This window comes from Kribbella qitaiheensis (assembly GCF_042657745.1).
Classification (GTDB): domain Bacteria; phylum Actinomycetota; class Actinomycetes; order Propionibacteriales; family Kribbellaceae; genus Kribbella; species Kribbella qitaiheensis.
On the sequence record NZ_JBHSKE010000019.1, the window covers coordinates 21,437 to 46,508 of the forward strand.

At 68.5% G+C, this 25,072-nt stretch carries 17 protein-coding genes; 8 read left to right on the plus strand and 9 right to left on the minus strand.

The features are described 5' to 3' along the window. Positions 1-200: 200 nt before the first annotated feature. Genes ACFPJ1_RS16185 through ACFPJ1_RS16205 form a run of 5 tightly spaced genes read left to right on the plus strand, consistent with a single transcriptional unit; the run spans position 201 to position 9,294 of the window. Entirely contained in the window at positions 201-1,583 is a 1,383-nt protein-coding gene (locus ACFPJ1_RS16185; RefSeq protein ID WP_380104595.1) for an MFS transporter, read from the plus strand. Continuing rightward, positions 1,580-7,123, plus strand: coding sequence for a nitrite reductase large subunit NirB (nirB, locus tag ACFPJ1_RS16190; RefSeq protein WP_380104597.1), 5,544 nt, complete (start codon positions 1,580-1,582; stop codon positions 7,121-7,123). The genes ACFPJ1_RS16185 and nirB overlap by 4 nt, the downstream gene beginning before the upstream one ends. A gap of 11 nt (positions 7,124-7,134) precedes the next feature. Continuing rightward, a complete protein-coding gene (nirD, locus tag ACFPJ1_RS16195) occupies positions 7,135-7,470 on the plus strand; it encodes a nitrite reductase small subunit NirD (protein ID WP_380104598.1) in 336 nt (111 codons plus the stop codon). Continuing rightward, a complete protein-coding gene (locus ACFPJ1_RS16200) occupies positions 7,463-8,587 on the plus strand; it encodes a uroporphyrinogen-III synthase (protein ID WP_380104600.1) in 1,125 nt (374 codons plus the stop codon). The genes nirD and ACFPJ1_RS16200 overlap by 8 nt, the downstream gene beginning before the upstream one ends. Further along, on the plus strand, positions 8,584-9,294 hold the full coding sequence (locus ACFPJ1_RS16205) for a sirohydrochlorin chelatase (RefSeq protein ID WP_380104602.1): 711 nt from the start codon (positions 8,584-8,586) through the stop codon (positions 9,292-9,294). Before ACFPJ1_RS16200 ends, ACFPJ1_RS16205 begins: the two co-directional genes overlap by 4 nt. Here the strand turns inward: ACFPJ1_RS16205 and ACFPJ1_RS16210 are convergent, their stop codons facing one another. The 3 genes from ACFPJ1_RS16210 to ACFPJ1_RS16220 form a co-directional block, all read right to left on the minus strand. Then, positions 9,295-9,855 (minus strand): dihydrofolate reductase family protein, encoded by a 561-nt coding sequence (locus ACFPJ1_RS16210; RefSeq protein WP_380104604.1) that lies wholly within the window; start codon positions 9,853-9,855, stop codon positions 9,295-9,297. An 80-nt stretch (positions 9,856-9,935) separates the two neighbouring features. Then, entirely contained in the window at positions 9,936-11,687 is a 1,752-nt protein-coding gene (locus ACFPJ1_RS16215) for a SulP family inorganic anion transporter (protein WP_380104605.1), read from the minus strand. Positions 11,688-11,755: 68 nt separating this feature from the next. Then, on the minus strand, positions 11,756-12,586 hold the full coding sequence (locus tag ACFPJ1_RS16220; protein ID WP_380104607.1) for an amidohydrolase family protein: 831 nt from the start codon (positions 12,584-12,586) through the stop codon (positions 11,756-11,758). 215 nt (positions 12,587-12,801) lie between these two features. Here ACFPJ1_RS16220 and ACFPJ1_RS16225 point away from each other — a divergent pair, with 215 nt between their 5' ends. The 3 genes from ACFPJ1_RS16225 to ACFPJ1_RS16235 all read left to right on the plus strand — a co-directional run bounded on the left by ACFPJ1_RS16225 (position 12,802) and on the right by ACFPJ1_RS16235 (position 16,644). Beyond that, complete coding sequence (locus ACFPJ1_RS16225) at positions 12,802-13,173, plus strand: hypothetical protein (protein ID WP_380104609.1); 372 nt, start codon at positions 12,802-12,804, stop codon at positions 13,171-13,173. A 41-nt stretch (positions 13,174-13,214) separates the two neighbouring features. After that, positions 13,215-13,553, plus strand: a complete 339-nt coding sequence (locus tag ACFPJ1_RS16230; protein WP_380104611.1) for a hypothetical protein — start codon at positions 13,215-13,217, stop codon at positions 13,551-13,553. 109 nt (positions 13,554-13,662) lie between these two features. Then, positions 13,663-16,644, plus strand: coding sequence for a helix-turn-helix transcriptional regulator (locus ACFPJ1_RS16235; protein ID WP_380104613.1), 2,982 nt, complete (start codon positions 13,663-13,665; stop codon positions 16,642-16,644). On the opposite strand, the gene ACFPJ1_RS16240 is transcribed toward ACFPJ1_RS16235, so the two are convergent. The 6 genes from ACFPJ1_RS16240 to ACFPJ1_RS16265 all read right to left on the minus strand — a co-directional run bounded on the left by ACFPJ1_RS16240 (position 16,641) and on the right by ACFPJ1_RS16265 (position 24,935). Further along, a complete protein-coding gene (locus ACFPJ1_RS16240) occupies positions 16,641-17,444 on the minus strand; it encodes a SagB/ThcOx family dehydrogenase (RefSeq protein ID WP_380104615.1) in 804 nt (267 codons plus the stop codon). The genes ACFPJ1_RS16235 and ACFPJ1_RS16240 overlap by 4 nt on opposite strands. Positions 17,445-17,453: 9 nt before the next feature. Beyond that, entirely contained in the window at positions 17,454-19,523 is a 2,070-nt protein-coding gene (locus ACFPJ1_RS16245) for a TOMM precursor leader peptide-binding protein (protein ID WP_380104617.1), read from the minus strand. Next, positions 19,520-21,718: a hypothetical protein gene (locus ACFPJ1_RS16250; RefSeq protein WP_380104618.1), complete on the minus strand. Its 2,199-nt coding sequence runs from the start codon at positions 21,716-21,718 to the stop codon at positions 19,520-19,522. The genes ACFPJ1_RS16245 and ACFPJ1_RS16250 overlap by 4 nt, the downstream gene beginning before the upstream one ends. 595 nt (positions 21,719-22,313) lie before the next feature. After that, positions 22,314-22,607, minus strand: a complete 294-nt coding sequence (locus ACFPJ1_RS16255; protein WP_380104620.1) for a hypothetical protein — start codon at positions 22,605-22,607, stop codon at positions 22,314-22,316. A gap of 97 nt (positions 22,608-22,704) precedes the next feature. Next, positions 22,705-23,802: a Nickel transporter NicT gene (nicT, locus tag ACFPJ1_RS16260; RefSeq protein WP_465261075.1), complete on the minus strand. Its 1,098-nt coding sequence runs from the start codon at positions 23,800-23,802 to the stop codon at positions 22,705-22,707. 98 nt (positions 23,803-23,900) lie between these two features. Further along, a complete protein-coding gene (locus tag ACFPJ1_RS16265) occupies positions 23,901-24,935 on the minus strand; it encodes a DUF4331 family protein (protein ID WP_380104623.1) in 1,035 nt (344 codons plus the stop codon). Positions 24,936-25,072: the final 137 nt, after the last annotated feature.

Here is a 25,072-nt window from a genome sequence, read left to right on the forward strand (position 1 = left end):
GGAGCCGTTTCGACGGCGTAACAACGAGATGACCGCTCGGAAACACCCCGGTCATAGCGTCCTGGTTAGGTCGTATGCGGTAACCCCCCGCCTACTGCGCGGCACTCGGCACGGCACCTCGCACCGAGCACCTGCTCGCTACGGCGCGGGATTACCGCATACGACCTCAATCAATCAGGTCGGATGATCGGAGACGAACGATGACGCTCGAGGCACGACCGGAGGTCGTCACTCCGCGCGACCAGGCCGGCGCGGTGGGTACCGTCGAGGCGCCCCGGCGCGGGCGCTGGATCGACGTCTGGGACCCCGAGGACGCCGGGTTCTGGGCGGCGAAGGGGCGCCGGGTGGCGCGCCGCAACCTGCGGCCGTCGATCTTCGCCGAGTTCCTCGGCTTCTCGGTCTGGCAGCTGTGGAGCATCGTGGTCGTCTCCCTGCCGGCCGCGGGGTTCGGCTACAGCACGGACCAGATGTTCTGGCTGGTGGCGCTGCCGAGCCTGGTGGGAGCCACGCTGCGGCTGCCGTACACCTTCGCCGTACCGAAGTTCGGCGGGCGGAACTGGACGATGGTGTCCGCGTTGCTGCTGCTGATCCCGTCTCTCGGTCTCGCGTACTTCGTCAGCCGGCCGGACACGCCGTTCTGGTTGATGGCACTGGTCGCGGCCACCGCGGGTGCGGGCGGCGGCAACTTCGCCAGCAGCATGACCAACATCTCCTTCTTCTTCCCCGAGCGGGACAAGGGCTTCGCGCTGGGCCTGAACGCGGCCGGCGGGAACCTGGGCGTGGCGGTGGTCCAGTTGCTGGTGCCGATCGTGATCGTGGCGGGCGCCGGGCTGACGCTCAACCGCGCCGGGCTGATGTGGATCCCGCTGATCCTGCTGGCAGCGGTGCTCGCCTGGCGGGTGATGGACAACCTGACCGCGGCGACCTCGTCGTTCCGTGCCTCCGTCGCGGCGGCGAAGCGGCCGCACACCTGGGTGATCTCGTTCCTCTACATCGGCACCTTCGGGTCGTTCATCGGCTTCTCGGCGGCCTTCCCGCTGCTGATCAAGACGACGTTCCCCGAGATCACGGTGGCCCACATCGCCTTCCTCGGCGCGCTGGTGGGGTCGGTGTCCCGGCCGTTCGGCGGCAAGCTGTCCGACGCGGTCGGCGGCGCCTGGGTGACGGTCTGCGCGTTCGTGGTGATGGGGATCGGGATCCTGTCGGCGATCGTGGCGCTGAACGCCGAGAGCTTCACCGGGTTCCTGCTCAGCTTCCTGGTGCTGTTCGTGGCCAGCGGCGCCGGCAACGGTTCGACGTACCGGATGATCCCCGCGGTGTTCCGGCAGACCACCCGGGACCTCGACGGCGGGCCCGACCTGGTCCGGGCCCGCCGGGAGGCCGCTGCCTGCATCGGGATCGCCTCGGCGGTCGGCGCGTACGGCGGGTTCCTGGTGCCGCGAGGCTTCGCGATGTCGAGCGGCCACTACGGCTCGCTTGTCCCGGCGCTCTACTGCTTCTGCGCCTTCTACGTGGTCTGTCTGGGGCTGACCTACTTCTGCTACCTGCGCCGGGGTGGCCCGCTCAGCCAGGAGCGCGTGTGACGGGAGTCGACACCCACTGCCCGTACTGCGCCCTGCAGTGCGCGACGACGCTGCACCCGGCCGACCAGCCGGGTGCCGTCACCGTGCGGCCGCGGGAGTTCCCGACCAACCGGGGCGGGCTGTGTCGCAAGGGGTGGACTGCTCCCGAGGTGCTCACCGTGCCGGACCGGCTGACGAAGCCGCTGATCCGGGACGACTCCGGAGCTCTGGTCGAGACGACCTGGGAGCACGCGCTGGACTTCGTCGCCGACCGGCTCCGCTCGCTGCAGCGCGAGCACGGCAACGACTCGGTCGCAGTCTTCGGTGGTGGCGGGCTGACGAACGAGAAGGCGTATGCGCTCGGCAAATTCGCCCGAGTCACGCTCCGGACCTCGAACGTCGACTACAACGGCCGCTTCTGCATGTCCTCCGCGGCAGCCGCGACGAACCGGGCCTTCGGCATCGATCGCGGCCTGCCGTTCCCCCTGGCGGATCTCGGCGGCGCCGGCGCGATCCTGCTGGTCGGCAGCAACATCGCCGAGACCATGCCGCCTGCCGTCGCTCATCTGGCCGGCGCCCGGGACGCGGGCGGGCTGCTGGTCGTCGACCCACGCCGTACTGCGACCGCCGGGCTGAGCGAGGACGGCGCCGGGATCCACCTGCAAGCGACTCCGGGGAGCGACCTGGCTCTGGTGCTCTCGCTGACTCACGTGGTCCTGCAGGAGGGCCTGGCGGACACCACCTATCTGGCGGAGCGCACGGATGACCCGGACGGGCTGTTCCGCTCTACCGCCGCCTGGTGGCCAGAGCGAGCCGAGCGCGTCACCGGCGTACCGGCTGTGGCGATCAGGAAGGCAGCGCGAGTGCTGGCGGCGGCTGCTCCGGTCCATGGCGGGGCGGGGGCGTTCATCCTGACCGGCCGGGGTGCCGAGCAACACAGCAAGGGCACAGACACAGTCACGGCCTGCATCAACCTCGCTCTGGCACTCGGACTGCCCGGGCGGCTCGGTAGTGGTTATGGCTGCATCACCGGGCAGGGCAACGGCCAGGGCGGACGCGAGCACGGCCAGAAGGCAGACCAGCTTCCCGGCTACCGGAGCATCGCCGATCCCGAGGCGCGCGCCTACGTCGCGGGCGTCTGGGGCGTGGATCCCGACGAGCTGCCCGGTCCCGGCCGCAGCGCGGTCGAGCTGATCGACGCGCTCGGTACGACGGACGGGCCGCGCGCGTTGCTCGTCCACGGCAGCAACCTGGTGGTCTCTGCGCCGAAGCTGGCCTCGGTCCGCGAGCGACTCGCGGCACTGGAGTTGCTGGTGGTGGCGGACGTGGTCCCGAGCGAGACCGCGCTGCTGGCCGATGTCGTCTTCCCGGTCACGCAGTGGGCCGAGGAGGAGGGCACGATGACCTCCCTGGAAGGACGCGTGCTGCGCCGCCGGGTCGCAGTACCGGCTCCTGGCGAGGTGCGGAGCGATCTTGCAGTGTTCGCAGGGCTGGCCGAGCGGCTGCGCCCCGAGGTGCCGTTCTCGACCGATCCGGCTGCTGTATATGACGAGTTGCGGGTCGCGAGTGCAGGTGGGATCGCCGACTACTCGGGGATCAGCTGGGACCGGTTGGATGCCGGCGAGGCCGTCTTCTGGCCCTGCCCGTCCGACGACCACCCCGGTACGCCGCGGCTCTTCGCCGACCGTTTCGGTACTCCGGACGGCCGGGCCCGGGTCGTCATCGTGGATCACCGGGCGGTCGCCGACGACCTGCGGCCGGACGCGCCGTACTACCTGGTGACCGGCCGGTTGCTGCAGCACTACCAGAGTGGAGCGCAGACCAGGCGGGTCGCGGAGCTGGCCGAGGCGGAGCCGGAGGTGTTCGCCGAGATTCATCCGCGGGTCGCCGCGCAGTTGGGGATCGTCGACGGGCGGCCTGTCCGGTTGCGGACCACCCGGGGTTCGATGGTGCTGCCGGCGCGGGTGACGTCCGACGTACGACCGGACACGGTGTTCGTGCCGTTCCACTTCGGTGGCGAGGGCAGCGTGAACGAGCTGACCAACGACGCGCTCGATCCGATCTCGCGGATGCCGGAGTTCAAGGTCTGCGCGGTGGAGCTGACCGCTGAGACCTCACCCGACTTCTCCACTCGCAGCCGCCTGGCTGTGGAGACCGCCGAATCCGTTCGTGTCCGAGCGCCAAAGGCGAGGCAGCCCAAGGTCGGCTCGCCCACAGCTCAGCAGGTACGGCGGGCCGTGGTGCTGGGCGGCGGGGTCCGAGCCGTCGAGGCGGCCGCCACACTGCGGGAGCGCGGGATCGCGGTGACGGTGGTGCATGCCGGGGAAACGCTGCTGGACAAGGCGATTCGGCCCACCGCGGGACGGCGGATCACCCGGGCTGTTCGTGAGCTCGGCATCGAAGTACTGCTCAACGCCACGGTGGAAGGGGCCGACCTCAAGGACGGCCGGTTCCGTTCCGTGACGGTGAGCGGCCGGGCCGTCTTCGGAGAACTCCTGGTCGACGAGCCCATCGATGACGGGCTGGACGAGGTCGTCCGGATCACCGCGGGCGGGCTCGACGTACTGATTCTCGGCGGCCGGGACGAAGAAGGTGAAGCCGTCCGGCTGGAAGACGGCGAGCGCTACGTCCGCGCGGTACTGCGGGACGGCGTGGTGCAGGCGGCCGTGGCTATCGGTGCGCCGGAGGTTGCCGCCGAGCTGGTGCTGCTGGCCGATCGGCAGACGCCGGTGCGCGCGGATTCATTGCTGGCGGCACCTGAACCGCCCAAGCGCAAGGCGTTGACGGTCTGCCGGTGCAACGGCGTGACGAGGGCCGCGATCGAGGCGGCGTGGCAAGCGGGTGCCGACAGCGTGGCCGGCATCGCGGCGACAACCAGAGCGACCACCGGTTGCGGCAGCTGCACAGGGGCTGTCGGTGACCTTCTCGACCGGCTCCAGCGCGGCGAGACCGAACCCGTGCCGACCAGGAGGGCAACCATGACAGAGCTGAAGAAGGCCCGGCATTTGGTGATCGTCGGCGGAGGCATGGTCGCGCACCGGCTGGTGGAGGCGCTGCGATCCCGCGACACCGGGATCGAGTGGCGCATCACCGTGCTGGCCGAGGAACCGCGGCTGCCATACGACCGGGTCGCGCTGACCAGCTACTTCTCCGGCCGGGACCCGCACGACCTCTCGCTGGGTGAGCCCGAGCTCTGGGACGACCCAGCGGTGACCCTGCGCAAGGGTGTCACGGTGGCCTCGTTCGATGCCGAGGCACGCACGGTGCAGACCACTCGCGGCGACGTGATCGGCTACGACGAACTGGTGCTCGCGACAGGCTCGAGCGCCTTTGTCCCGCCGGTGAAGAACAGCGACGTCAATGGTTGCTTCGTCTACCGGACCATCGACGATGTCGCCGCTCTGCGGGTGTACGTCGAGAGGTTGCGGTCGGAGGGCAAGGAGGTTCGCGGCGTTGTGGTCGGTGGCGGTCTGCTCGGTCTGGAGGCGGCCGGTGCCCTACGAGCGTTGGGTGCGGCGACGAAGGTGGTCGAGTTCGCGCCGCGGCTGATGCCGTTGCAGGTGGACGAGGGTGGCGGCAGCGCGCTCGCGCGGCTCATCCGCGGCCTCGATGTGGACGTGCTGACCGCAACCCAGGTCACCCGGGTGAAGACGACCTCGCAAGGAGCCGCCCGGGCGATGGCCGTAGCCGACGGTCCCGATCTGCCAGCGGACGTCGTTGTCTTCGCCACCGGTGTCCGGCCGCGCGACGAACTCGGCCGGGCCGCCGGCCTGGAGGTCGGCGAACGTGGTGGTGTGGTCGTCGACGACACCTGCCGTACTTCGGTGCCGGGTGTCTGGGCGATCGGCGAAGTCGCCTGCATTGAGGGACGCGTCTGGGGACTGGTTGCCCCGGGCTACGCGATGGCCGAGATCGTCGCCGATCGCCTACTCGGTGGCGAGGCAACCTTCCCCGGTGCTGACTCGTCGACCAAGCTCAAGCTGCTCGGCGTCGACGTGGCCAGCTTCGGTGACGCCTTCGGAGCCACCGAGGGCGCACTCGACATCGTGTACGCCGACCCGGTGGCGGGGGTCTACAAGAAGCTGGTGCTGTCCGACGACGCTCGCACCTTGCTGGGCGGAATCCTCGTCGGCGACGCGTCGGCGTACTCGGCCCTGCGGCCGATGGTGGGTCGGGAGCTCGGCGCCGACCCCGCGTCGTTCCTGCTGCCGGAGGGCTCGCAGCCCGCGCAACTGGAACTGCCGGACGACGCGCCGGTCTGCTCGTGCAACAACGTCGCGGCCGGGGCGATCCGATGCGCTGTGCGCGACGAGGGATGCGGCGATCTGAAGTCTCTGTGCGGTAAGACCAAGGCCGGTACGAGCTGTGGATCGTGTCTGCCGATCGTGAAGAACCTGCTCAACGCCGAACTGGCCGCGGCCGGCGTCGAGGTCAGCAAGGCGTTGTGCGAGCACTTCGCGCTGTCCCGGGCCGAGCTGTTCGACGTGGTCCGGGTGACCGGGCTGCGCACCTTCAGTGAGATCGTCGACCGGCACGGAACCGGCCGAGGTTGCGACATCTGCAAGCCCGTGGTCGCCTCGATCCTGTCCAGCCTGGACCCGGCCGGGCACGTGCTCGACGGAGAGCGTGCGACCCTGCAGGACACCAACGACCACGTGATGGCGAACATCCAGAAGGACGGCACCTACTCCGTCGTACCGCGGATCCCAGGTGGCGAGGTGACGCCCGAGGGCTTGATCGCGATCGGCGAGGTGGCCCGGGACTTCGGCCTCTACACCAAGATCACCGGCGGGCAGCGGGTCGACCTGTTCGGAGCCCGGATCGAGCAGTTGCCGGCGATCTGGCAGCGACTGGTTGACGCCGGATTCGAGTCCGGCCATGCCTACGGCAAAGCGCTGCGCACGGTGAAGTCCTGCGTCGGTTCCACCTGGTGCCGGTACGGCGTACAGGACTCCGTGGGGATGGCGATCGCGCTGGAGCTGCGGTACCGCGGGCTGCGGTCGCCGCACAAGCTGAAGCTCGGCGTCTCCGGTTGCGCGCGCGAGTGTGCCGAGGCTCGTGGCAAGGACGTCGGCGTGATCGCGACCGAGAACGGTTGGAACCTCTACGTCGGCGGCAACGGCGGCATGACGCCGCGCCACGCGCAGCTGCTCGCCTCCGATCTCACCGACGAACAGTTGCTGCAGGCAATCGACCGGTTCCTGATGTACTACATCCGCACCGGCGACCGGCTGCAGCGGACGGCCGTCTGGATCAACGAGATCGACGGCGGTCTCGACCACGTCCGCGACGTCGTGCTGAACGACAGCCTCGGCATCGCGGCCGACCTGGACGCGGCGATGGCCGCGCACGTCGACTCCTACGTGGACGAGTGGCAGGCCACCTTGCAGGACCCGGACAAGCTGGCCCGTTTCGTCTCGTTCGTGAACGCGCCGGACCAGCCTGACGCCGACCTGCGCTACGTGGTCGAACGCAACCAACCGCGGCCGGCGACCCCGGCCGAACGCGGTCAACTGGAGCCGGTCCTGCTCGCCGGCCCCCGATTGGAGGTACGTCGATGACCCTGTCGCCGATGACGGAGGTGGCAATCACCGCCGTAGCGGTCTGCGCGTACGACGCGTTGCTGCCGGAGCGAGGTGTCGCCGCGCTGGTCGGGGATCGCCAGATCGCGGTGTTCCGCACCTACGACGGCGAGGTGTATGCCCTGGGGAACCAGGACCCGGTGAGCGGGGCGAACGTGATGTCGCGCGGTATCGTGGGCAGCCGCGGTGACGTGCCGACGGTGGCGTCGCCGATGTTCAAGGAGGTCTACGACCTGCGCACCGGTGTCTGTCTGGACGACCCCGAGGTCAGCATCCCGACGTACCGGGTGAGGGTGGCCGACGGCCAGGTGATCGTCGGTGACTAGGCCCGGTCCGCTGAGCGGCTGCACGATCGCCGTCACCGCGCACCGGCGGGCGGAGGACCTGATCGGGTCGTTCGAACGCCGGGGCGCGAAGGTGCTGCACGCGCCGACGCTGCAGATCGTGCCGGCCGCCGACGACCAGCCGCTGATCGAGGCCACCCGGCGGGTGATCGCGAACCCACCGGACGACGTGGTGGTCACCACCGCGGTCGGGTTCCGGGGCTGGGTCGAGGCCGCGGACACCGCCGGTCTCGCGGCGGATCTGCTGACCACGCTGGAGTCCTCGCGGCTGCTCGCCCGCGGCCCCAAGGCGCGCGGCGCGATCCGTGCGGCCGGGCTGGTCGAGCACTGGTCCGCCCGGTCCGAGACGACCGCCGAGGTCGTCGACTGGTTGCGCGACCAAGGCGTCGCCGGGCGCAAGATCGTCGTTCAGCTGCACGGCTTGTCGGATCCCGCGCTGCAGGACGAACTCCGTGCTGTCGGTGCTTCGGTGCGTGGACTCGAGGTGTATCGCTGGGGCCCGGCACCGGATCCGGCCGTCGTCGAGCGGGTGATCGGGCAGATCTGTGCGGGTGGAGTCGATGCTGTCGTGCACACTTCCGCGCCGGGTGCGCAGGCGTTGCTGGACGCGGCCGCGCTGACGGGTCAGTACGACGCGTTGGTCGCGGCGTTGCGGACCGGCAGGGTGCTGAACGCCTGCGTCGGACCGATCACCGCGGGGCCGTTCGTGGCGTTGGGGTTGGAGCCGTTGGTGCCTGATCGCTTCCGGCTCGGTGCGTTGATCCGGATCGTGACGGATCGGCTGACCGACGACAATGCCCGCTCGATCGAGACGGCCTTCGGACAGTTGGTGATCCGTGGCGGCGCCGCGGTGCTGGACGGGGTCGTGCTACCGCTCGGGCCGGGGCCGCGCGCAGTGCTGGCTGCGTTGGTGGCGGCTGGTGGAGACGTTGTGTCCCGGCCTGCTTTGTTGGCCGTGCTGCCTGGTGCTGAGGACGTTCATGCGGTGGAGGTGACGGTCAACCGGCTCCGTACTGCGGTCGGGCGGCCCGAGTTGGTTCGTACCGTCGTACGGCGGGGGTATCGCCTGGCCGTCGAGCCGGTGGGGTTGCCGACATGAGCGTCGACCTGATCGCGGCGGCGCACGGGACCGCCGATCCGCGGGGGATTCGCGAGGTCCACGAACTCGTGCGGATGATGGCGCGGCTGCGCCCTGAGCTGCCGATCTCGCTCGGCTTCGTGGACGTCGACGTACCGGCGCTGCCTTCGCTGGTGGACCGGGTTGTTGCTGACAGCAACCAGGCGGTGGTGGTGCCGTTGTTGTTGAGCAGCGGGTATCACGTTGCGGTGGACGTCCTCGGCGAAGCTGCGCGCCGGCCGGGTCACGTACAGGCGGCTGCGGCGCTCGGGCCTGATCCTGTGCTGGCTCAGGTCTTGGCCGACCGGTTGGGGGAGTGCCTGGGTGAATCCCGGTCCAGTTTTGACGAGGTCGATCAGGTTGTTCTCGCCGCCGCGGGTTCCTCGGACCGCCGTGCGCTGCTTGACTGCTCCGCCACCGCCGCGATGCTCTCCACCCTGATCGACCGCCCTGTCGAGGTCGGCTGCATCTCCGGCGCCGGCGAACACCTCGCCCCCGTCCTCGCGCGCAGTACCGGCCGGGTTGCTGTTGCTACCTACATGCTGGCGCCTGGGTTCTTCGCGGATCGCGTGCACCGCATCGCCGGCGACCTGCCGGTCAGCGCACCTCTCGGCGCCGACCCCCGCGTGGCTGGACTGGCCCTCGCCCGGTACGACGCCGCGCGAGCACTGTCGGCGGTAGCGGTCTAGCTACCGCGCGGGGCGGCAGGTGGCGATGATGACGCCGGTGGTTGTGGTGACGCTGTCGGTGAGTTCGAGGTCCTGGCGCGCGGCGGGGTCGAAGAGACGTTTGCCGGTGCCCAGGACCAGTGGGTGGATCAGGAGCTTGTACTCGTCGATCTGACCCTGGATCGAGCTGATCAGGGCGCCGCTGCCCAGGATGATCAGGTTCTGCGCTTCCTCGAGGGCGGGGATGTCCGCCGCCTTGACGACGGTGGAGTTCGCCCATGGAAGAGGCTCGGCCAGCGTGTTCGAGACGACGTACTTCTGCTGCCGGTTGAGCGCCTCGGTGTACGGGTTATCCTCCTGCTTCGGCCAGAAGTCGGCGAAATCCTCATAGGTCCGACGCCCGAGCAGCAAAGCCGCCGGCTCCGCGCCCGGATCGCCCATCACCCGTCCCATCGCGTCGTGGCTGTACGGAACCGCCCACCCGCCGTACTCGAACCCGCCACGGGTGTCCTCATCCGGTCGACCAGGCGCCTGCATCACACCGTCCAGCGTCAGGTTGCAGACGACCACGATCTTGCCCATCGCGCACTCCTCGGGTTGGCGGCCGGCCTCCTTGCCGGCCTCTCACCCCCTATACGAGTGCGAACTCCTCGGATCGACAGTCACGCCTTTCTGTCCGGTGTGCGCCAGGTCGCGCCCGTCTCCCGGACGTACTCCTCGACAGCCTCGTCCAGCGTCGGCAGGAAGTGCCTCGGCTCGATCGTGCGGGTGAGCTCGTACTGCTCGATCTTCTCGCGCACCGGATCCTTCATCTCCGCGAAGACCAGCGAGACACCGCGCTCGTTGAGCCAGGAGTCCAGCTCCTGCAGCATGTCGGAGGCTGTGGTGTCGATGTCGGTGATGGGCTCGGCGGCCACGATGATCCAGCGGAGGTCGGGATGATCCTCGGCGATCGCTCGCAGCTTCTCACCGAACATTCGCGCGTTCGCGAAGATCAGCGGCGCGTCGAAACGGTAGACGACCAGACCGGGCAGGAGTTCGGCGTCAGGATAGCTCTCGGTGTCGTGCAGGCCGTCGATCCCCTCCACCCGGCCGAGCTCGGCCTGGTGTGGCCACCAGGCGCGGCGGAAGACGTTGAGGATGGACAGGCCCACCGCGATCAGAATGCCGGGCAGCACCCCCAGGAGGGCGACGCCGAGCAGCGCGATGATCGACAGCACGAACTCCATCGGGCGCTGATGCCACAGCCGACGCGTCCCGGCGATGTCGGCCAGCGACAGCGCGGCGGCGATCACGATCGCGCCCAGCGTCGGCTGAGGAACGTACTGCATCAGGCCGGTGGCGAAGACCAGGACCACGGTGATCATCACGGCGCCGACGAGGCCGGTCACCTGGGACTTGGAGCCGGCCTGGTCGGCGACGGCGGTGCGGGATCCGCTGGTGCTGACCGGGAAGCCCTGGAAGAACCCGGCCGCGATGTTGGCGGCGCCGATGCCGACCATCTCCTGGTTCCCGCGCACCCGCTCGCCCTTGCGAGCGGCGAAGGCCGACGCCGTGGACATCGTGTCGGCGAGCGCGACGACGGCGATGGCGAGCGCCCCGACGAACAGCGGCGGCAGGTCGTCCAGGGTCACGTCCGGGACCGTGAAGGGCGGAAAACCTTGGGGGAGAACGCCGATCGTGTCGACGTCGTGGGACTGCAGGTCGAACGCGCTGACCAGGATGGAGGCCAGCACCACGATGATCAGAACGCTCGGCAGCTTGGGCAGCCACCGATTCAGCACCAGGATGCCGACGAGCGACCCCACCCCGAGGATCGCGGCCGTCGTGTTCGCGTCGCCGTTCGCGAGCCCCGACACGACGGCCTGCGCCTCGGCCACCAGTCCGTCGGCATCGACCGAGAACCCGAACAGCTTGGCCAACTGACCGATCACGATGGTCAGTGCGAGCCCGTTCATGTAGCCGATCTGGGTCGGCTTGGAGAGCAGGTCCGCCACGAACCCGAACCGGGCCAGCCCGGCGACCGCCATCACGACGCCGACCATCACCGCCAGCATCGAGGCGAGCGCGATGGCCCGAGCGGGGTCACCGTTGGCGAGCAGAAGTGGCGCGATCGTTGCCGCGATCATCGGGCCCAGGGACGAGTCCGGACCCAGCACCAGGACTCTGGACGGCCCGAAGACCGCGTAGCCGAGCAGGCACAGGATCGAGGTGTAGAGCCCGGTCACCGGCGGCAGCCCGGCCAGCTGTGCGTACGCCATCCCCTGCGGCACCAGCAGCGCCGACAGGACGAGGCCCGCGACGATGTCCTTGGGCAACCATGCCCGCTGGTACGACCTGGCCAGGATGACGCCGGGCACGTACTGCTGCCAGCCAGGTGGGCTGACGTCGGGACGGTCTGTGAGCGAGGCCATAGTGCCCACTGATTCTCCGCCCAGGGAGACTTCCTGCATCACCCCTTCCGGATGAAGCCAGACCGCCGCTACGAGCCGTACAGGGTGGTGAAGTTGTCGGTGAACATCAGTCGACCCAGCTCGCCGTCACCTGTCGCGGCCGCGAGACGGGCGGCCTCGCCCGCATAGTCGCCCCATGGCTCGTCGCTGGCGAAGAGGACGCGGTCGTGGCCGATGCCCCGGCGCTCGATCTCGCTCGCCAGCCAGCGCGGCGCGAAGCCGACCGCCCAGCTGGTGTCGGTGTAGACCTTCTTGCCGGCTTCGATCCAGTCGAAGAAGCGGGAGCTGACCAGCTTGATGTGCCCGCTGATGCCGCCCCCGAAGTGCACCAGGTGGATCTTCGCGTCGTCGCCGTACTTGTCCACCAGCTGGCCGACCTTGTCGATGTCGGACGCCGCGCCCGGCGAGGTGTGGAAGTGGACGACGAGGTCGTGCTCCCGGGCGACCGCGAACATGTTGTCGAGTTGCACCTGGCACTCCGGATCCTCGACGCTCCCGCCGAGCAGGAAGCTCGTCTTGAGCGCCTTCACGCCGGGCTCACCCGCAAGCTCCAGGGCCTTTGCCGTCATTTCGGCGTCCTGGGGCCGCGGTGATACCCACAGACCGCAGCTGATCCGGTCGTCCTTCGCAGCGGCCTCCAGCACCAGCTGGTTGAAGCCGAATGACACCTTGGCGTCCGGTACCCCGTAGTTGGGGAGGACCAGCGCACGTTCAGTGCCTTCGCGGTCGAGGTCGGCGATGAGCTCCGCCAGGGTCGCGCGTGCCGACATGTCCGGGTTAACAGGTGCCCCGCCATAGAACGGGTACGCCGGCATCACACCGAGGTGGCGATGGGCGTCATTGGTCAACTGAGTGGTCATGCACCTGAACTGTAGTGGCGCAGTGTCTCCTATACAAGATATCTGTGCATTATTGGAAAGATTCGCTCCAGGCCGCCCGGGCGACACCACGCCATCGCGAAATCTGAGGAGTGATGTTCCGGTTTCTGAGGGGTTGTCTCCGATGTGGCTGCGGGGCATAGAGCCGACTGTGAAGGAGAGCGGCGATCCCGCCGCATCGATCTCATGGAGGAATCATGAACCGCAGGTACTCCGCCCTCGCACTGTCCGCAGTCGCGATGGGCGCCGTCGTCCTCACCACGACCGAGGCGTCGGCGACGAAAGACCCGGGGGGCGGGTCCACGTCTCAAGCTGTACCGAACTCTTCGCCCGACTGGCCTGACGAAGGAGCCGGCTACCCGCGAGCCGACGCCAAGGGCTCGGAGCCCAACTACCCGAACTACGACCCGAAGTACGAAGTGACCCCCGTACAGGCGGCGACGGGCCAGAGCGCGTCGGACGACAACGCGGCCGAGGCCCTGCAGGCTAGCGCCTCCGCGCTCGGTGGTGCCGCCGTCGCCTTTGGCGGCATGTGGCTGTACCGGCGTCGCCACGTGCTGGCCGGCTAGCCGAGCCGGTCGGGACTCTCCGCAGGAGGAGGCACGGGCTGATGTGGGCAATCCCTGTGCTACTGATCGTCGGGCTGGCTGTGGGGGTAGGGCTTCTGGTCCTGGTCAGCCATCCCGGCGTGGGGCTCGACGGTCCGGAGGCAGAGTCCGCGAACTGGCGCCGGGTGGACGCCGAGGTGATCTCTGTGCTGCGGGCCGGCCATCGCACGTTCCTGCTGGTCCGCTTCACCGTGGGAACCTCGCTGATCCGCAACGACGTGCGGTACCCGCTTCCGGGCGCGGTGCCGCACGCCGGACAGCGGGTCCCGATCAGGTACGACCCGATGTCGCCGGCGCGGGTGGTGTTCGACCTGCAGCCGCACTCCAGCCGTAGTTCGTGATCGTTCGGAGGGCTCGCACGACCGATTATCGGCTCCTGGCGAGCGGTCGCTCTGGTCGTGCTCGCAAATCCTGCAGACAGTGCAAGGTGATGGGCGCAGACTGAACGTTGTGGGAGGGGCAGCGGTCACACGCTCACTCGGTGTAGCCGGTCGGATCGGGGAAAAGGGGATTCTCGGGTCGGCGATCCGGGGAGCTGTCGAAGGACGACCGTGTGCGGTGTTCGTGCACGGCGAGGCCGGCGTGGGCAAGACCCGCCTGGTCCGAGACGTTTGTGACGAGGCCGCGGCGGGGGGCGTGGCGGTCCTGTGGGGTCGATGCGTCCGCTTCGGCGCCGTCGACTCGCCGTACAGTCCGCTCGTCAGCGCGCTGGAGGGTTGGGCTGAGTCGGCCGAGCCCGACGAGCTGACCGGGGTGCTCGATGCGGTCCCTGCTGCGGGCGGGCTGTTGTCTTCGCTGGGTGGGTATGCCTCCGACAGCGCGGTCCGGCTCTTGTCCGTGGTGGATGGGCTGGTGATGGCGATCGCTTCGCGTCGGCCGACGGTTCTGGTCATCGACGACGTGCAGTGGGCCGATCTCGCGTCCCGCGACGCGCTCGCGTACCTGGTTGCCGGGTTCCGACGACAGCGGCTGGCGATTCTGACCACCTATCGGGATGAGGAGCTCGGAACCGGTCATCCGATGCACAGCTGGCTGGCGGATCTCAGGCGATTGCCGTCGGTGACCGACATACGGCTGGACAGACTGAGCTGGGACGAGACCGAGCAACAGCTCACGATGTTGCTGGGTGGTCGCCCGCACCACCACCTCGTGGACGACGTCGTACGACGATCCGACGGCAACCCCTATCTCAGCGAGCTACTCCTCGACGGAGTCACGATCACGGCCGACGAGCTGCCTGCTGATCTGCCGGCCGAGCTGACGGGAGCCCTGCTCGCTGCCTGGCATCGGCTGTCCGCGCCCGCGCGTGAGGTCATGCGGGTGCTGGCGGTCGCCGGACGACCGACGTCGATCGATGACCTCAGGGAGGTCGCCGCAGCGCGTGGGATCGGCCCCGCGTCACTGACAACAGCGCTGGCCGAGGCGACGGACAGCGGGATCAGTGTGGCGCAGGGTGCTGACCTGTGCTGGTTCCGCCACCCGCTGCTCGCGGAGGTGCTGTACGCCACCTTCGTGCCCGGCGAGGCGGAAACCGTGCATGCCGCCTGGGCCAAGACGCTCGAGTCCCGCTCTGGTACCGGGCCCGACGAGGTCCAACGGCTGGGTGACCTTGCCTTGCACTACGAGGGCGCACATGACTTCGAATCCTGCCTGGACGCGTCACTGCGAGCAGCTGAACTCGCGAATGGGATCAGGGCGCGGCGCGAGGAGGCGGTCCATCTGCGCCGGTCGGCGCGCCTGTGGTCCACAGTCCACCGCGGTGACACAGAGCGGGTGGACGAGGAGGTGGACCTGCTGGAGCGCGTCGCGCGAGCCAACGATCTGGTCGGCGACGGCGAGGCGGGTTTCGCAGCGTGGAGCCGCGCCCTCGAACTGGTGGACGAGCGCACAGACCCGCTTCGGGCGTGCAGGCTGCTGAGGCGCTGGGCAGACTCGGCATGGGCGACGGGCCGAACCAAAGGGCGGCCGGTCGCCGAGGCAGAGCGCGCGGTCGAGCTGAGCCGGGCGTTTGCCGACAGCGAAGAGTATGCCGCGGCACTGGCGTTTCTCAGCTGGTGTCAGTGGTGGAACAACGAACTCGAGCTCTCGCGGAGGTACGCGGAGGAGGCGGTCCAGGCAGCTGAACGATCCGGTTCCAGCGCGGCACTGGGCTTCGCCTATGCAGCCCGCGGAAATGCGGACCACGACAGCGAGCGTTCCGATCGCGACACCGCGAAGGCATTGCGTTTCGCCGAGCTGACCGGCGACCCGGAACTGACCTGGCGGATCCTCGTGATCAGAATGAACTACTTGAACCGGCGAGGTCGCGTCACGGAATGCGTCGAGGTAGCAACGAGGTTCCTCCCGTTCGCCCTCGACGTAGGCGCGCTGTCGGTGGCGGTCTTCGCCGCCGGCATACTGGCCCACTACCTCCTGATGCTCGGACGCTTCCCGGAGAGCAGTGACGTCATCCGGGAAGGCCTCTCCTTGGCCGGCCTACCGAACGCCAGCGCCATGGTTCGATTGACTGCGGCATCGTTGTCGGTGAGGCAAGGGAACCCGGAGGTGGCGGGCATGCACCTGCAGCGAGCGAAGGAGCTGATGCCGTCACTCGAGAACCGTGCAGGCCTATCGGCGCAGCCTGTTCTTGCTGAGCACATGGTCGCTACTGGCAGGCCCGAGCAGGCCCTCGATCTGCTTTCGCGAACGATGGGCGCCCAATTCGCTGATACCCGCGACGCGGACGAGAATTTGGTGTGTGGAGCACGTGTCACCGCTGATCTGATGGAGGCCGCCCGGGACCGGCGCGACCGCGAAGCCGTCAGGAAAACTCGAGCGGCATTCGATGACCTCCTGACCGTGCGCCGAAGCATGCAGCCTGCGCCCTTCGAGGTCGGCGGACCCGAGGATCTGATCCAACCAGCGATGGAAGCGTTGTTCACGGCAGAGACCGCACGGAGCATGGCGGAGACGCCCACATCCGCCGCATGGGAGGAAGCCGTACGCCGGTGTGACGCCGCGGGAATGCGGTGGGATGAAGCCGTGGCGTCCTGGCGGTGGGCACAGGCCCTGCTGGCCGAGGGAGCCACTCGGGCCGCGGTCGCCGTACCGCTGAGGTCGGCGCACCGCTTCGCTGTCGAGGCCGGCGCGATCCCCTTGCGGCGCGAGGTGGACACGCTGGCCGGCCTCGGCAAGATCCGGCTCGACGAGCCGTCGGCGCCGTCGCACGATCAGCCCCCGGCGCCCTTCCGTTCGCTGACGAAGCGGGAGCTGGAGGTGCTCTCCCATCTCGTGGCCGGCCGGACGTACGCCGAGATCGCGAAGGCGCTGTTCATCAGTGAGAAGACGGTCAGCGTGCACGTGTCGAACCTGCTGCACAAGACCGGGACCTCATCACGTCGTGAGGTGGCTGCGCTCGCCATCAGACTCGACCAGTCGTCGACGAACGACTAACCGTCCTGCAGCCGGTCGAGAGCCCGGCGGGCGGTGCGGTCGCCGGAGGACGGACGGCCGATCGCCGTGCCGTACAACACGATCTCGGACTCGAGGTCGAGGCGCAGCAACCTTGACAGCTCGTCGTCGAAGAAGCCGCCGAGATTGACCGCGCCGAGATCGAGTCCGGTCGCCGCGAGGACGATGTTCTGTGCCACGTGCCCTGCCTCCAGCAACAGGTAGCGGTACCCGCGGTCGCCGTACTTGACAAGACTGCGCGCGCAGACCGCGGACAGCACCAGTACGACGGCAGCCTCGGCTGCCCACGGTTGGCCCATGAACAGGTAGCTGACCAGCGGCGCCGGTACCGCGCCGTCGCGGACCTGCTCCAGACCGTCTGCGAGCGGTACGTAGTGGTAGACCCCGGCCGGTAGGCCATCCACCGAGCGCGCAAGCACGCTCAGTTCGAGCGGGTAGAGCCCGCCGCCGGACGGCACCGCGCGATCGATCATGTACAGCGGGCCGTCGTCGGTCGGTCCGGTGGTGCCGTACCCGGTCCGCAGCAGCGTGGCCAGCTCCGCGAGATCGATCGGCCTGTCGCGGAAACTGCGGCAGGACACTCGTTCGTGGACCAGTTCGACCAGCGGTGTGACAACCCGTACGCCGGGTGGCAAGGGGACCCACGGTGCCGTCGGGTCCTCCCGGCCCGGCTGCGGCGGAGGGCTCGCCTCCTGGGTGTTGAGCAGCCGACCTGTGGTGCCACGGTGGTAGGTCCAGGCCAGCGGCTGACCAGTGCGGAAGGCGGTGGGTTCAGCGGTCATCGGCCGTCCTCACGCGAGTGGGTGCGGATCGAGATTGAGGTCGTCCAACCGCGCCGGCCCCGGTCGCAGCCCGATCCGGCCCGGCATCTCCAGCAGCCGTGATCCGCCGAGCCGGGCCTGGTCGGCACCGAACCAGATCGGCACGAATCCCGGCACCACACCGCGGACCACGCGGACCCCCAGGGCGACGACATCGGGCGGCGTGACGTCGACGGCGAGCACGTCCGGCGCCACCTCGGCCAGCGATCGGATCAGGGACGCGAGGTTATTGTTGCCTTGGGCAATCAGTGACGGCTCCGGGTCCGGCCACGGTTCCCGCGGGGCTTCGCGGAGGAATCGCATCCCGGTGGCGGCCGCCGCCGGGTCGGCGTACACCAGATCGTGGTCGTCCAGGGTCGCGACCTTGGACGGCGCAGACGCCAGTTCCGCCAACCTGGCAAGTACCGCGGCGTGCCGGAGCCGGGTGCGCAGCAGCGGCCTCACCTGCGCGACCTCGAGCACCGCGGACCGTGCGGCGGCGACCGGCTCCAGCGCGGCAGCGAGCCCGATCACGGCGGCCGGTGCCCGGGGAGACCACGCCACCGCGAGGACGACGGCCGCCGACGTGTCGGTCGGTAACAGGTGCACCACGAGCTCGACACCACGCCGTGCGTGCGTCGCGGCGATCGCGCGGGTCTGTGCGTCCGGTACGTCTGTGCCGGCCACGCAACGGCCGGGCAGCCGATGCGACCAGGCGATCGCAAAGGCGTCCCGCTCGATCACCTCGAGCAACGCCCGCAGCGTGGCGCCGGCCGTGTCCGGCCCGGCCGCGAACCCGTTCGACGTGGCCGGGAACAACGCGGCAGCGGCGGGCGGCCGGTAGCCCAGATGCGTTGCCAGCAAGGGAATCCAGACCTCCTCGCCGGACACCATCGACTGTGCCGGCACCCACTCGAGCTCGGTTCCCGGCCGCCACGGCTGGAACGGCAACGTGGCGTACTGGTGGTCTGCGAACAGCACCAGGTCCCGTGGGTGCAGCCCGGGACGGTCCAGGCCGTCGTACGTCGAGCTGATCCTGCGCTCAGGTTGCCAGGTCATCGCGGCGTACCGTTCCAGGGCCTCGCCGAGCGCGCTGTCGCGAGCCTGTCGCCTGGTCCAGCCCTTGCCCGAGCAGGACACGAAGGCGTGGGTGCTCGCGCGGAAATGAGAGTTCGCCAACTCGGCGCGGACGACGAACGGCCGCTCGGGCTCATCAACGTCCTTCGGCATCACCTCCAGCGTGCGGACCACCCCGCACAGCCGATCGACCGCGCGCCGGGCAATGCCGTCGAAGTCGGTCGTGGCGCGACCAGCCTCAGCCTGGTCCGGCAGCGCGGCCTCCAGTGGCCGACGGCCTTTTTTTGCACACGCCGGGCAGTCCGGGCGTGGCAGGACCGGGTGCAGCTCCTCGACGCCACCGAGCGCGTCGATCGTGAGCACGCCGGCGGCCAGCCGCGGCGGCGCGATCGCCAGCGTCAGCGCGAACAGTTCAGCCACCAGCGCGCCGGTGACCATCGGCAGCAGGGCTGGGAGGGCCGGTCTCGCCGCTTCATCCGTCAACCGATCGGCATCGCGCCTCTCCTCGAGCGCCATCGCCGCGGTGAAGTCTTCCTCACAAGCCAGTGCGCGCATCCGCCAGCACAGGTAGCAAGGGCCTTCGGCAGGCAGCACCAACGGACCGATGGTCGCCCGGGTGCCCCGCAGGTCGGCGTGCACTGTCGGAATGTCCGACCGCAGGCCGGCCGTGTTGACCCACGGATGGAGCACCGGCACTGATCCATCACCGACCGCGACAACGAGATCCGCACCCGCCATCAGCACCGGGAGTTCGTCGCGCTGCCGCGGGTACGGCGCCCGGACCACGCGGTCGGGTTCGATCCCCGACCCGGCCAGAGCCGCGCGGACCGCCTCCGCGACGTCAGCGCGCCCGATCAGGACGACGCGTAGCGCGGCCAGCCGTCCGGCGAGCCTCTCGCGCTCGTGGGCCGACGACGGCACCGAGTACAGCCAGCCGGGGACCGGCACGATGAACGGTCCGGTCCCCGCCTGCGTCGAGGTCATCCGCCGAGGTCTGCGAACCGCTGAACGGCGCCGGCGTCGTACTCGCCGAGGTTGCCCGGTCCGTCAGAGGACTCGAAGATGCCCATCATCGCGCACCTGTGGGCACCGAGGCCCGAGGCATTACCAGGCTCGGATCCGCCCGCATCGACGACGCCTTCACCGCCTCGACGATCGATTCCCAAGCCGAGCGCCAGGATGTCGCGGACCTTGAGGTAGCCCTGCCACTCCTGGTCGGTCACCGCCACCAACTGCGCCTGCATTGCGAGGACCCGGCTCTTGAGCTCCTCGATTTCCTGACTTGTCATCGCTCCCCCTCCGGTTGAGGATCGTCCCGTCGGCCGTAGGCCTTCAAGGCTTGAAGTGGTCGGAACTATTTCCAGCGTCTCGGCAAGGGCACGAATGTCATCCAGCACAGGCTGGTTAACTCCTCTGGCGGCGAGATCCTCCCGCAAGTCACCGAGCTCCTGGCGCGCAAGATCCGCACTGCCTTGGGCGGCAAGCATGGTCGCGCGGAAACGGCCGACATCGTTGTAGGCGAGATTGGATGCGCTCGAGGTCGTTTCCCGGTAGTAGTCGAGGGCGGGCTGTGTGATCGCGATGGCTTCCGCGGGATCAGCTGTGTGAGTTTTCACCAACCTGTCGCCCTGGCGGCGGAAGAAGTCGTCGCCAACGCTCCTCGCGACGACCAGACCGGCCTTCACCCCGAGGTCCTCGTTGCCGAATCGCTCAGCGGCTTCACGCAATGCGCTCATGCCGTCCGCAAGGAACGGAGACTGTGAGCCGTCGACCGCGAGCGTGAGCCCCACGTCAGGAGTGAAGTAGACCTGGGCGAAGCGGTCCTCTTCACGGCTCATCGGTCGTCCGATCCGGATGCGCAACGTGTTCGAGGTCAGGAGGATGCCGCCACTGCTGTAGGCGATGCGCACCTCGTACCGGCCTGGCCGGTCGAACATGAATCCCCGGGTCCCATAGGTCAGCAAGACAGGCGCGCTGTAGCGATCCCGCCCCTCGTTCGACCCGTCCGTTGCCAGCGGCTCCAGTCTCATCGGACTCGGCTCGCCGAGCTCGCAGACGACGGGATTGAACATCGCGACGTCGCCGCTCGGGTCCTTCACGTACACGACGGTGTTGCCGAATCGTGGATCGAGCCTGCCATCGACGTCGATGAACATCGTCGTTCGGTTCCGGAGCCGCGCCTCGATCTCGACCGGTTCCATGAAACCGAAGTACGGCTTGGAGCGCAGCAGTAACTCCAGCGGGCTCCCCGGCTCGGACTCCATCGTGCCACCGGTCGGTGCATCGAGGTGACCGCCAGATGCCCAAGGGTCACCGCCCATGATGACCGAAGCACGATCACCATGCCGGATATGCAGTAGCTCCTGGTCGTCGAAGCGGAACCTGAACTCGCTCCAGAAGGAATCCTGACCGTTGCGGGCATCGTATTTCGACGGATAGTTCATCCAGGACAACGCGTCTGGCCGCGCCTTGTTCCACGAGTGCAGCAGGTTGAACGCGTGCCCCGCTTCATGTGCCCAGGTGTACAAGAACTGACGCATGGCCGCAGCCTCGTTCTGGCTCGTCGGTGGCTGCGCGACCAGGCTGTCGAACCAGCGGTGATCTCGGAAGACTGCGAAACCCTGGCGATCCGGGCCACGGCCGGCACCTCCGTACTGCGCGCCGGCGTCGAACATGAGTCCGCCCGTTTTGGGATCGTCGTAGGCGCCGGCCAAGAGTCCCCACAGGTGCCACGCCGGCCAGACCTCCGGGAATCGGCTGTACGCCTGCTCCATCGCATCATGCAGTTCTGCTGGGGACCACGACGCGAAACCGGCTGCGCTGTCATCCAGGTCGGTGTGCTGAGCAGCGACAGAGACGCCTATCCCTGCTTCGCGGTAGACATTCTCGACGGTCAGCAAGCGTTGGGGCGTGTCGACAGGGTGCACGCCGTGCGCGTGCGTGTCGTAGGCCGGCAACTGCGGGGGCTGGTTGACGGATCGGCAGTAGTCGGTCTCCAGGACCACGTCGCGGAAATTGTCAGAGCGAAATGTGCAGCTGTACATGAGTGTTGCCGCGCCTGCGGCTTCGAGACTCACTTGGGCAGGACCGACGGCGCCCTGCGTCCATGGAATGACGATCTTGAGACGGGTCGGCGGATGTGAACCCAGCCAGTATCGGACGGAGCCGGTGATCTCCACCCGGCAACGCGACCACTCGACCTGTGGGGCGTCAAGGATCCATGACTCGACATAGGTCCGCGCCACTGTCATCGGTCCGGGCGGACCGACCGGGTTCGCCGGTGCCAGTACGGGTCGTTGAGCGTAGACGTCAGCACTGATTCGGTTCAGTACCGGTGAATTGGTGCTGTACCTCTGGTCGATGTCGACCCGCAGGTCCAAGATCGTCGCCGACAGCCACGGGCCGGCCTGACGGCCCTCGTAGCGACCGCTCACTGGTCCGAGCCGGAAGCACCGCCACCAGTCCACGGGTGGTGTCCACGGCTGGTCCGCCGGCCGCTCACTTGCCGGAGTCTGCGGAAATGGTGGTCCGGGTATCGGCGGAGCCGGGCCCGGATCAGGCGGGAAAGGAGCTGGCGTGAACTCTGCGTCGTCCCCGCGATTGCCAGTTTCCATGCTGGCGTCCCCTTGTCGTAACACTGACTGATCAGGTCAGCACTTACGACTCGCCGCCTTACTGAACGGCGTTTCGCGCTCATGCCTGAGACTATGCCGCAGGCGCTGCCCCCTCCGCCCACTGTGCGCCGGTACGAACGACCACGCAACAGGCCGGGCCCTACAGATACCCGGGAGCTTCGCCTTGATGTCGTAATTCAAGCTCGTCCCCACGAATGGATGCGAGTACGGCGCCGGCGGCGGGCACAATCGTTTCGGCCTGTAGGCCCCGACTCACGACCTCGATGCGGATCCGGGCCGTCGGCCCCGATACACCGCAATCCACAATCCGCGCGTAGCCGAGCAGTAGCTTGGACGTCACCTGGAGTAGGTGATGGGCCGCGGCGCCATCGATCCAGACCATCACTTCATCGTTGTCGAAGCCGTCTTCCAGGTGAATCGACAGACTCTGCACGACGCCCACCTCCTGACGTGCACCCTAGATGAAGGTGCCGCGGCGGCGGGTCGAGCTCGATCGAGAAGCTGTAGCCGTTGCCCGACGCAACGAGGTGTCAGCGGGCGTGGTCGGTCGGCCGGATGGTCCAGCGTTGCTCGATCCGGCCGTAGCGCCAGACGAGCAGAGCGACGATCCAGGTGAGGGCGAAGACGCCGGTGATGACGAGGCCGACCTGGTTCAGGTCGAGTCGGCTGATGGCGGTCAGTGGTCCGGACTCGAGGTGGAGTTGGTTGGTCACGATGGACAGGATCTCGATGGTGCCGATGCCGAGAGCGATGGCCACGGACAACCCCGTGATGACGAGGTTGTAGAACACCTTCCGGACTGGTTTGATCGCCGCCCAGCCGTAGGCGTAGCTCATGAAGCAGCCGTCGATGGTGTCCAGCAGGCTCATGCCGGCGGCGAAGAGGATGGGCAGGACGAGGACGGCGTACCAGGGCAGTGCGAAGGCCGCGGCTCCGCCGGCGAGCACCAGTAGCGAGACCTCGGTCGCGGTGTCGAACCCGAGGCCGAACAGCAGCCCGATCGGGTACATGTGGCGCGGTTTGCGGACGGCTCGAGTCAGAGGGTGCAGCAGCCGGTTGAGCAGGCCGCGGTGGTTGAGTTGGGCCTCGAGTTCGGTCTCGTCGAGCTCGCCCTGCCGCATCCGGCGGAAGATCCCTGCGATCCGGGCGAGTACGACGAAATTGACCAGGCCGATGGCGACCAGGAACACGCCGGACACGGCCGTGCCGATCAAACCCGTGGCCGACTGGAGCGCGGAAGACTCGTCTTCCACCTGGCCGACCAGTGAACGGACACCGAGGGCAAGCAGGAGACACAAGCCGAAGACGACGCTGGAGTGGCCGAGGGAGAACCAGAACCCGACGGATACCGGTCGCTGCCCGGCGGCGGTCAGTTTCCGGGTCGTGTTGTCGATCGCCGCGATGTGGTCGGCGTCGAACGCGTGCCGCATGCCCAACGTGTAGGCGGTCAGCCCGAGGCCCAGCCCGAACCCGCCATGTACGCCGAGGCTGTAGTGCCCTGGAGCGATCAGTCCGACGAGTACACCCCATCCGGCCACATGCAGCAGCAGGATGAACGTTCCCATCGCCAGGATCGGCCGTACGGGGCTTCGGTCAGCGGTTCTTCGGGCAGTCCGGTTGCCGGTCACTTTGGTGCTCGCTCCCCGGCCGCACCGGACGCGGGTGTCGCGTCCGGTGCGGCCCGTCTCGTTGCGGGTTCTTCTCGTCCTTCGTTGCCGCCGGGGCGTCAGATCGCCGCCGGGACGTACGGGAAGGAGGCTCGCGGCTTCGACGTGATGGATTCCTTGCCGATCCCGAGGGAGACGGGCGTGTTGGCCGCGATCGAGAACATGACGTTGGGTGCGTTGTCGGTGAGCGACCGGCCGTTCCAGGAGTTGAAGCCGAAGCTTGCGGGTGTGCCCACGACGTACGGAAGGACGTTGGGCAGGAACCGGTGGACGACCGACGCCGCGTACGCGTCCGGGTCCTCAGCCGTGCCGTAGGCGCGTACGACGCCGGCGATCTCGTAGCTCAGCAGTTTCCCGTAGGTCTCGAGGTCGTCGCTGGGCCGGCCGCCGTTGAGCTCGTCTCCGAGTTTCTCGTTGAGCTGGGTGAACAGCGGGTGGATCATCGGCAGCCCGATCCTGTTGATCGAGCGCCAGCCGCCCGCGTCCGTGGCCAGGCTGGCGACGGCCCAGACGTCGATCGGCCGGGTCGTCTGCGCGGGGTCGAGCAGTTCGGAGTCGGGGATCTCGAGGACGATCGAGTACACGGTGTGCCCGGCGAACAGGTTCTTCGCCTGGTCGGGGGTCCAGGTCCCGAGGTCGATCGTGGTCCCGTCCTGGACGGCGTGACCGACGGCGTGCAGGACGTCGGGTTCGATCCAGAACGGGTCGCCGGCCTTTCCGGTCCAGACGCGAAGTCCGCCGTCTCCGGCCAGCGTCTGCTCGGTCTGTCCGGAGGCTACGACCGTGCCCGCGACGAACGGGTCGGACGCCGCCTCGCCGGTGATCCGGTGCACGGTCACGGACTGCCGGCCCTGGTCGTCGCGCTCGCCGAAGACGAACCGGTAGGTGAGGTCCTCGACGCTGTCGCGGTCGAGGTCGATCTTGAACTCGTACATCCCCTCTGGGTGGTAGCCCGGCGTCGGGATGTCTCCGGCGAGCGAGTGGCAGACGTTGATGGCGAGCACGGTGCCGGCTTCGCCGCGGAACACGTAGAGGTCGGTGATGTCGAGCCGGACGTCCTGACGTGCCAGCGGTGAGTCCAGGTGGTGTGACATGGGTGGTGCCTTTCTTCGATCAACTCTCGACGAACCTGGTGGCCCGTGGTGGCCCGTGGTGGGCCAGACCACTGTGGCGTTGCGGATGCCTGGTGCGGATGAGTCATCTGACTCGATCGGCTGTGGTTGAGTAAGTG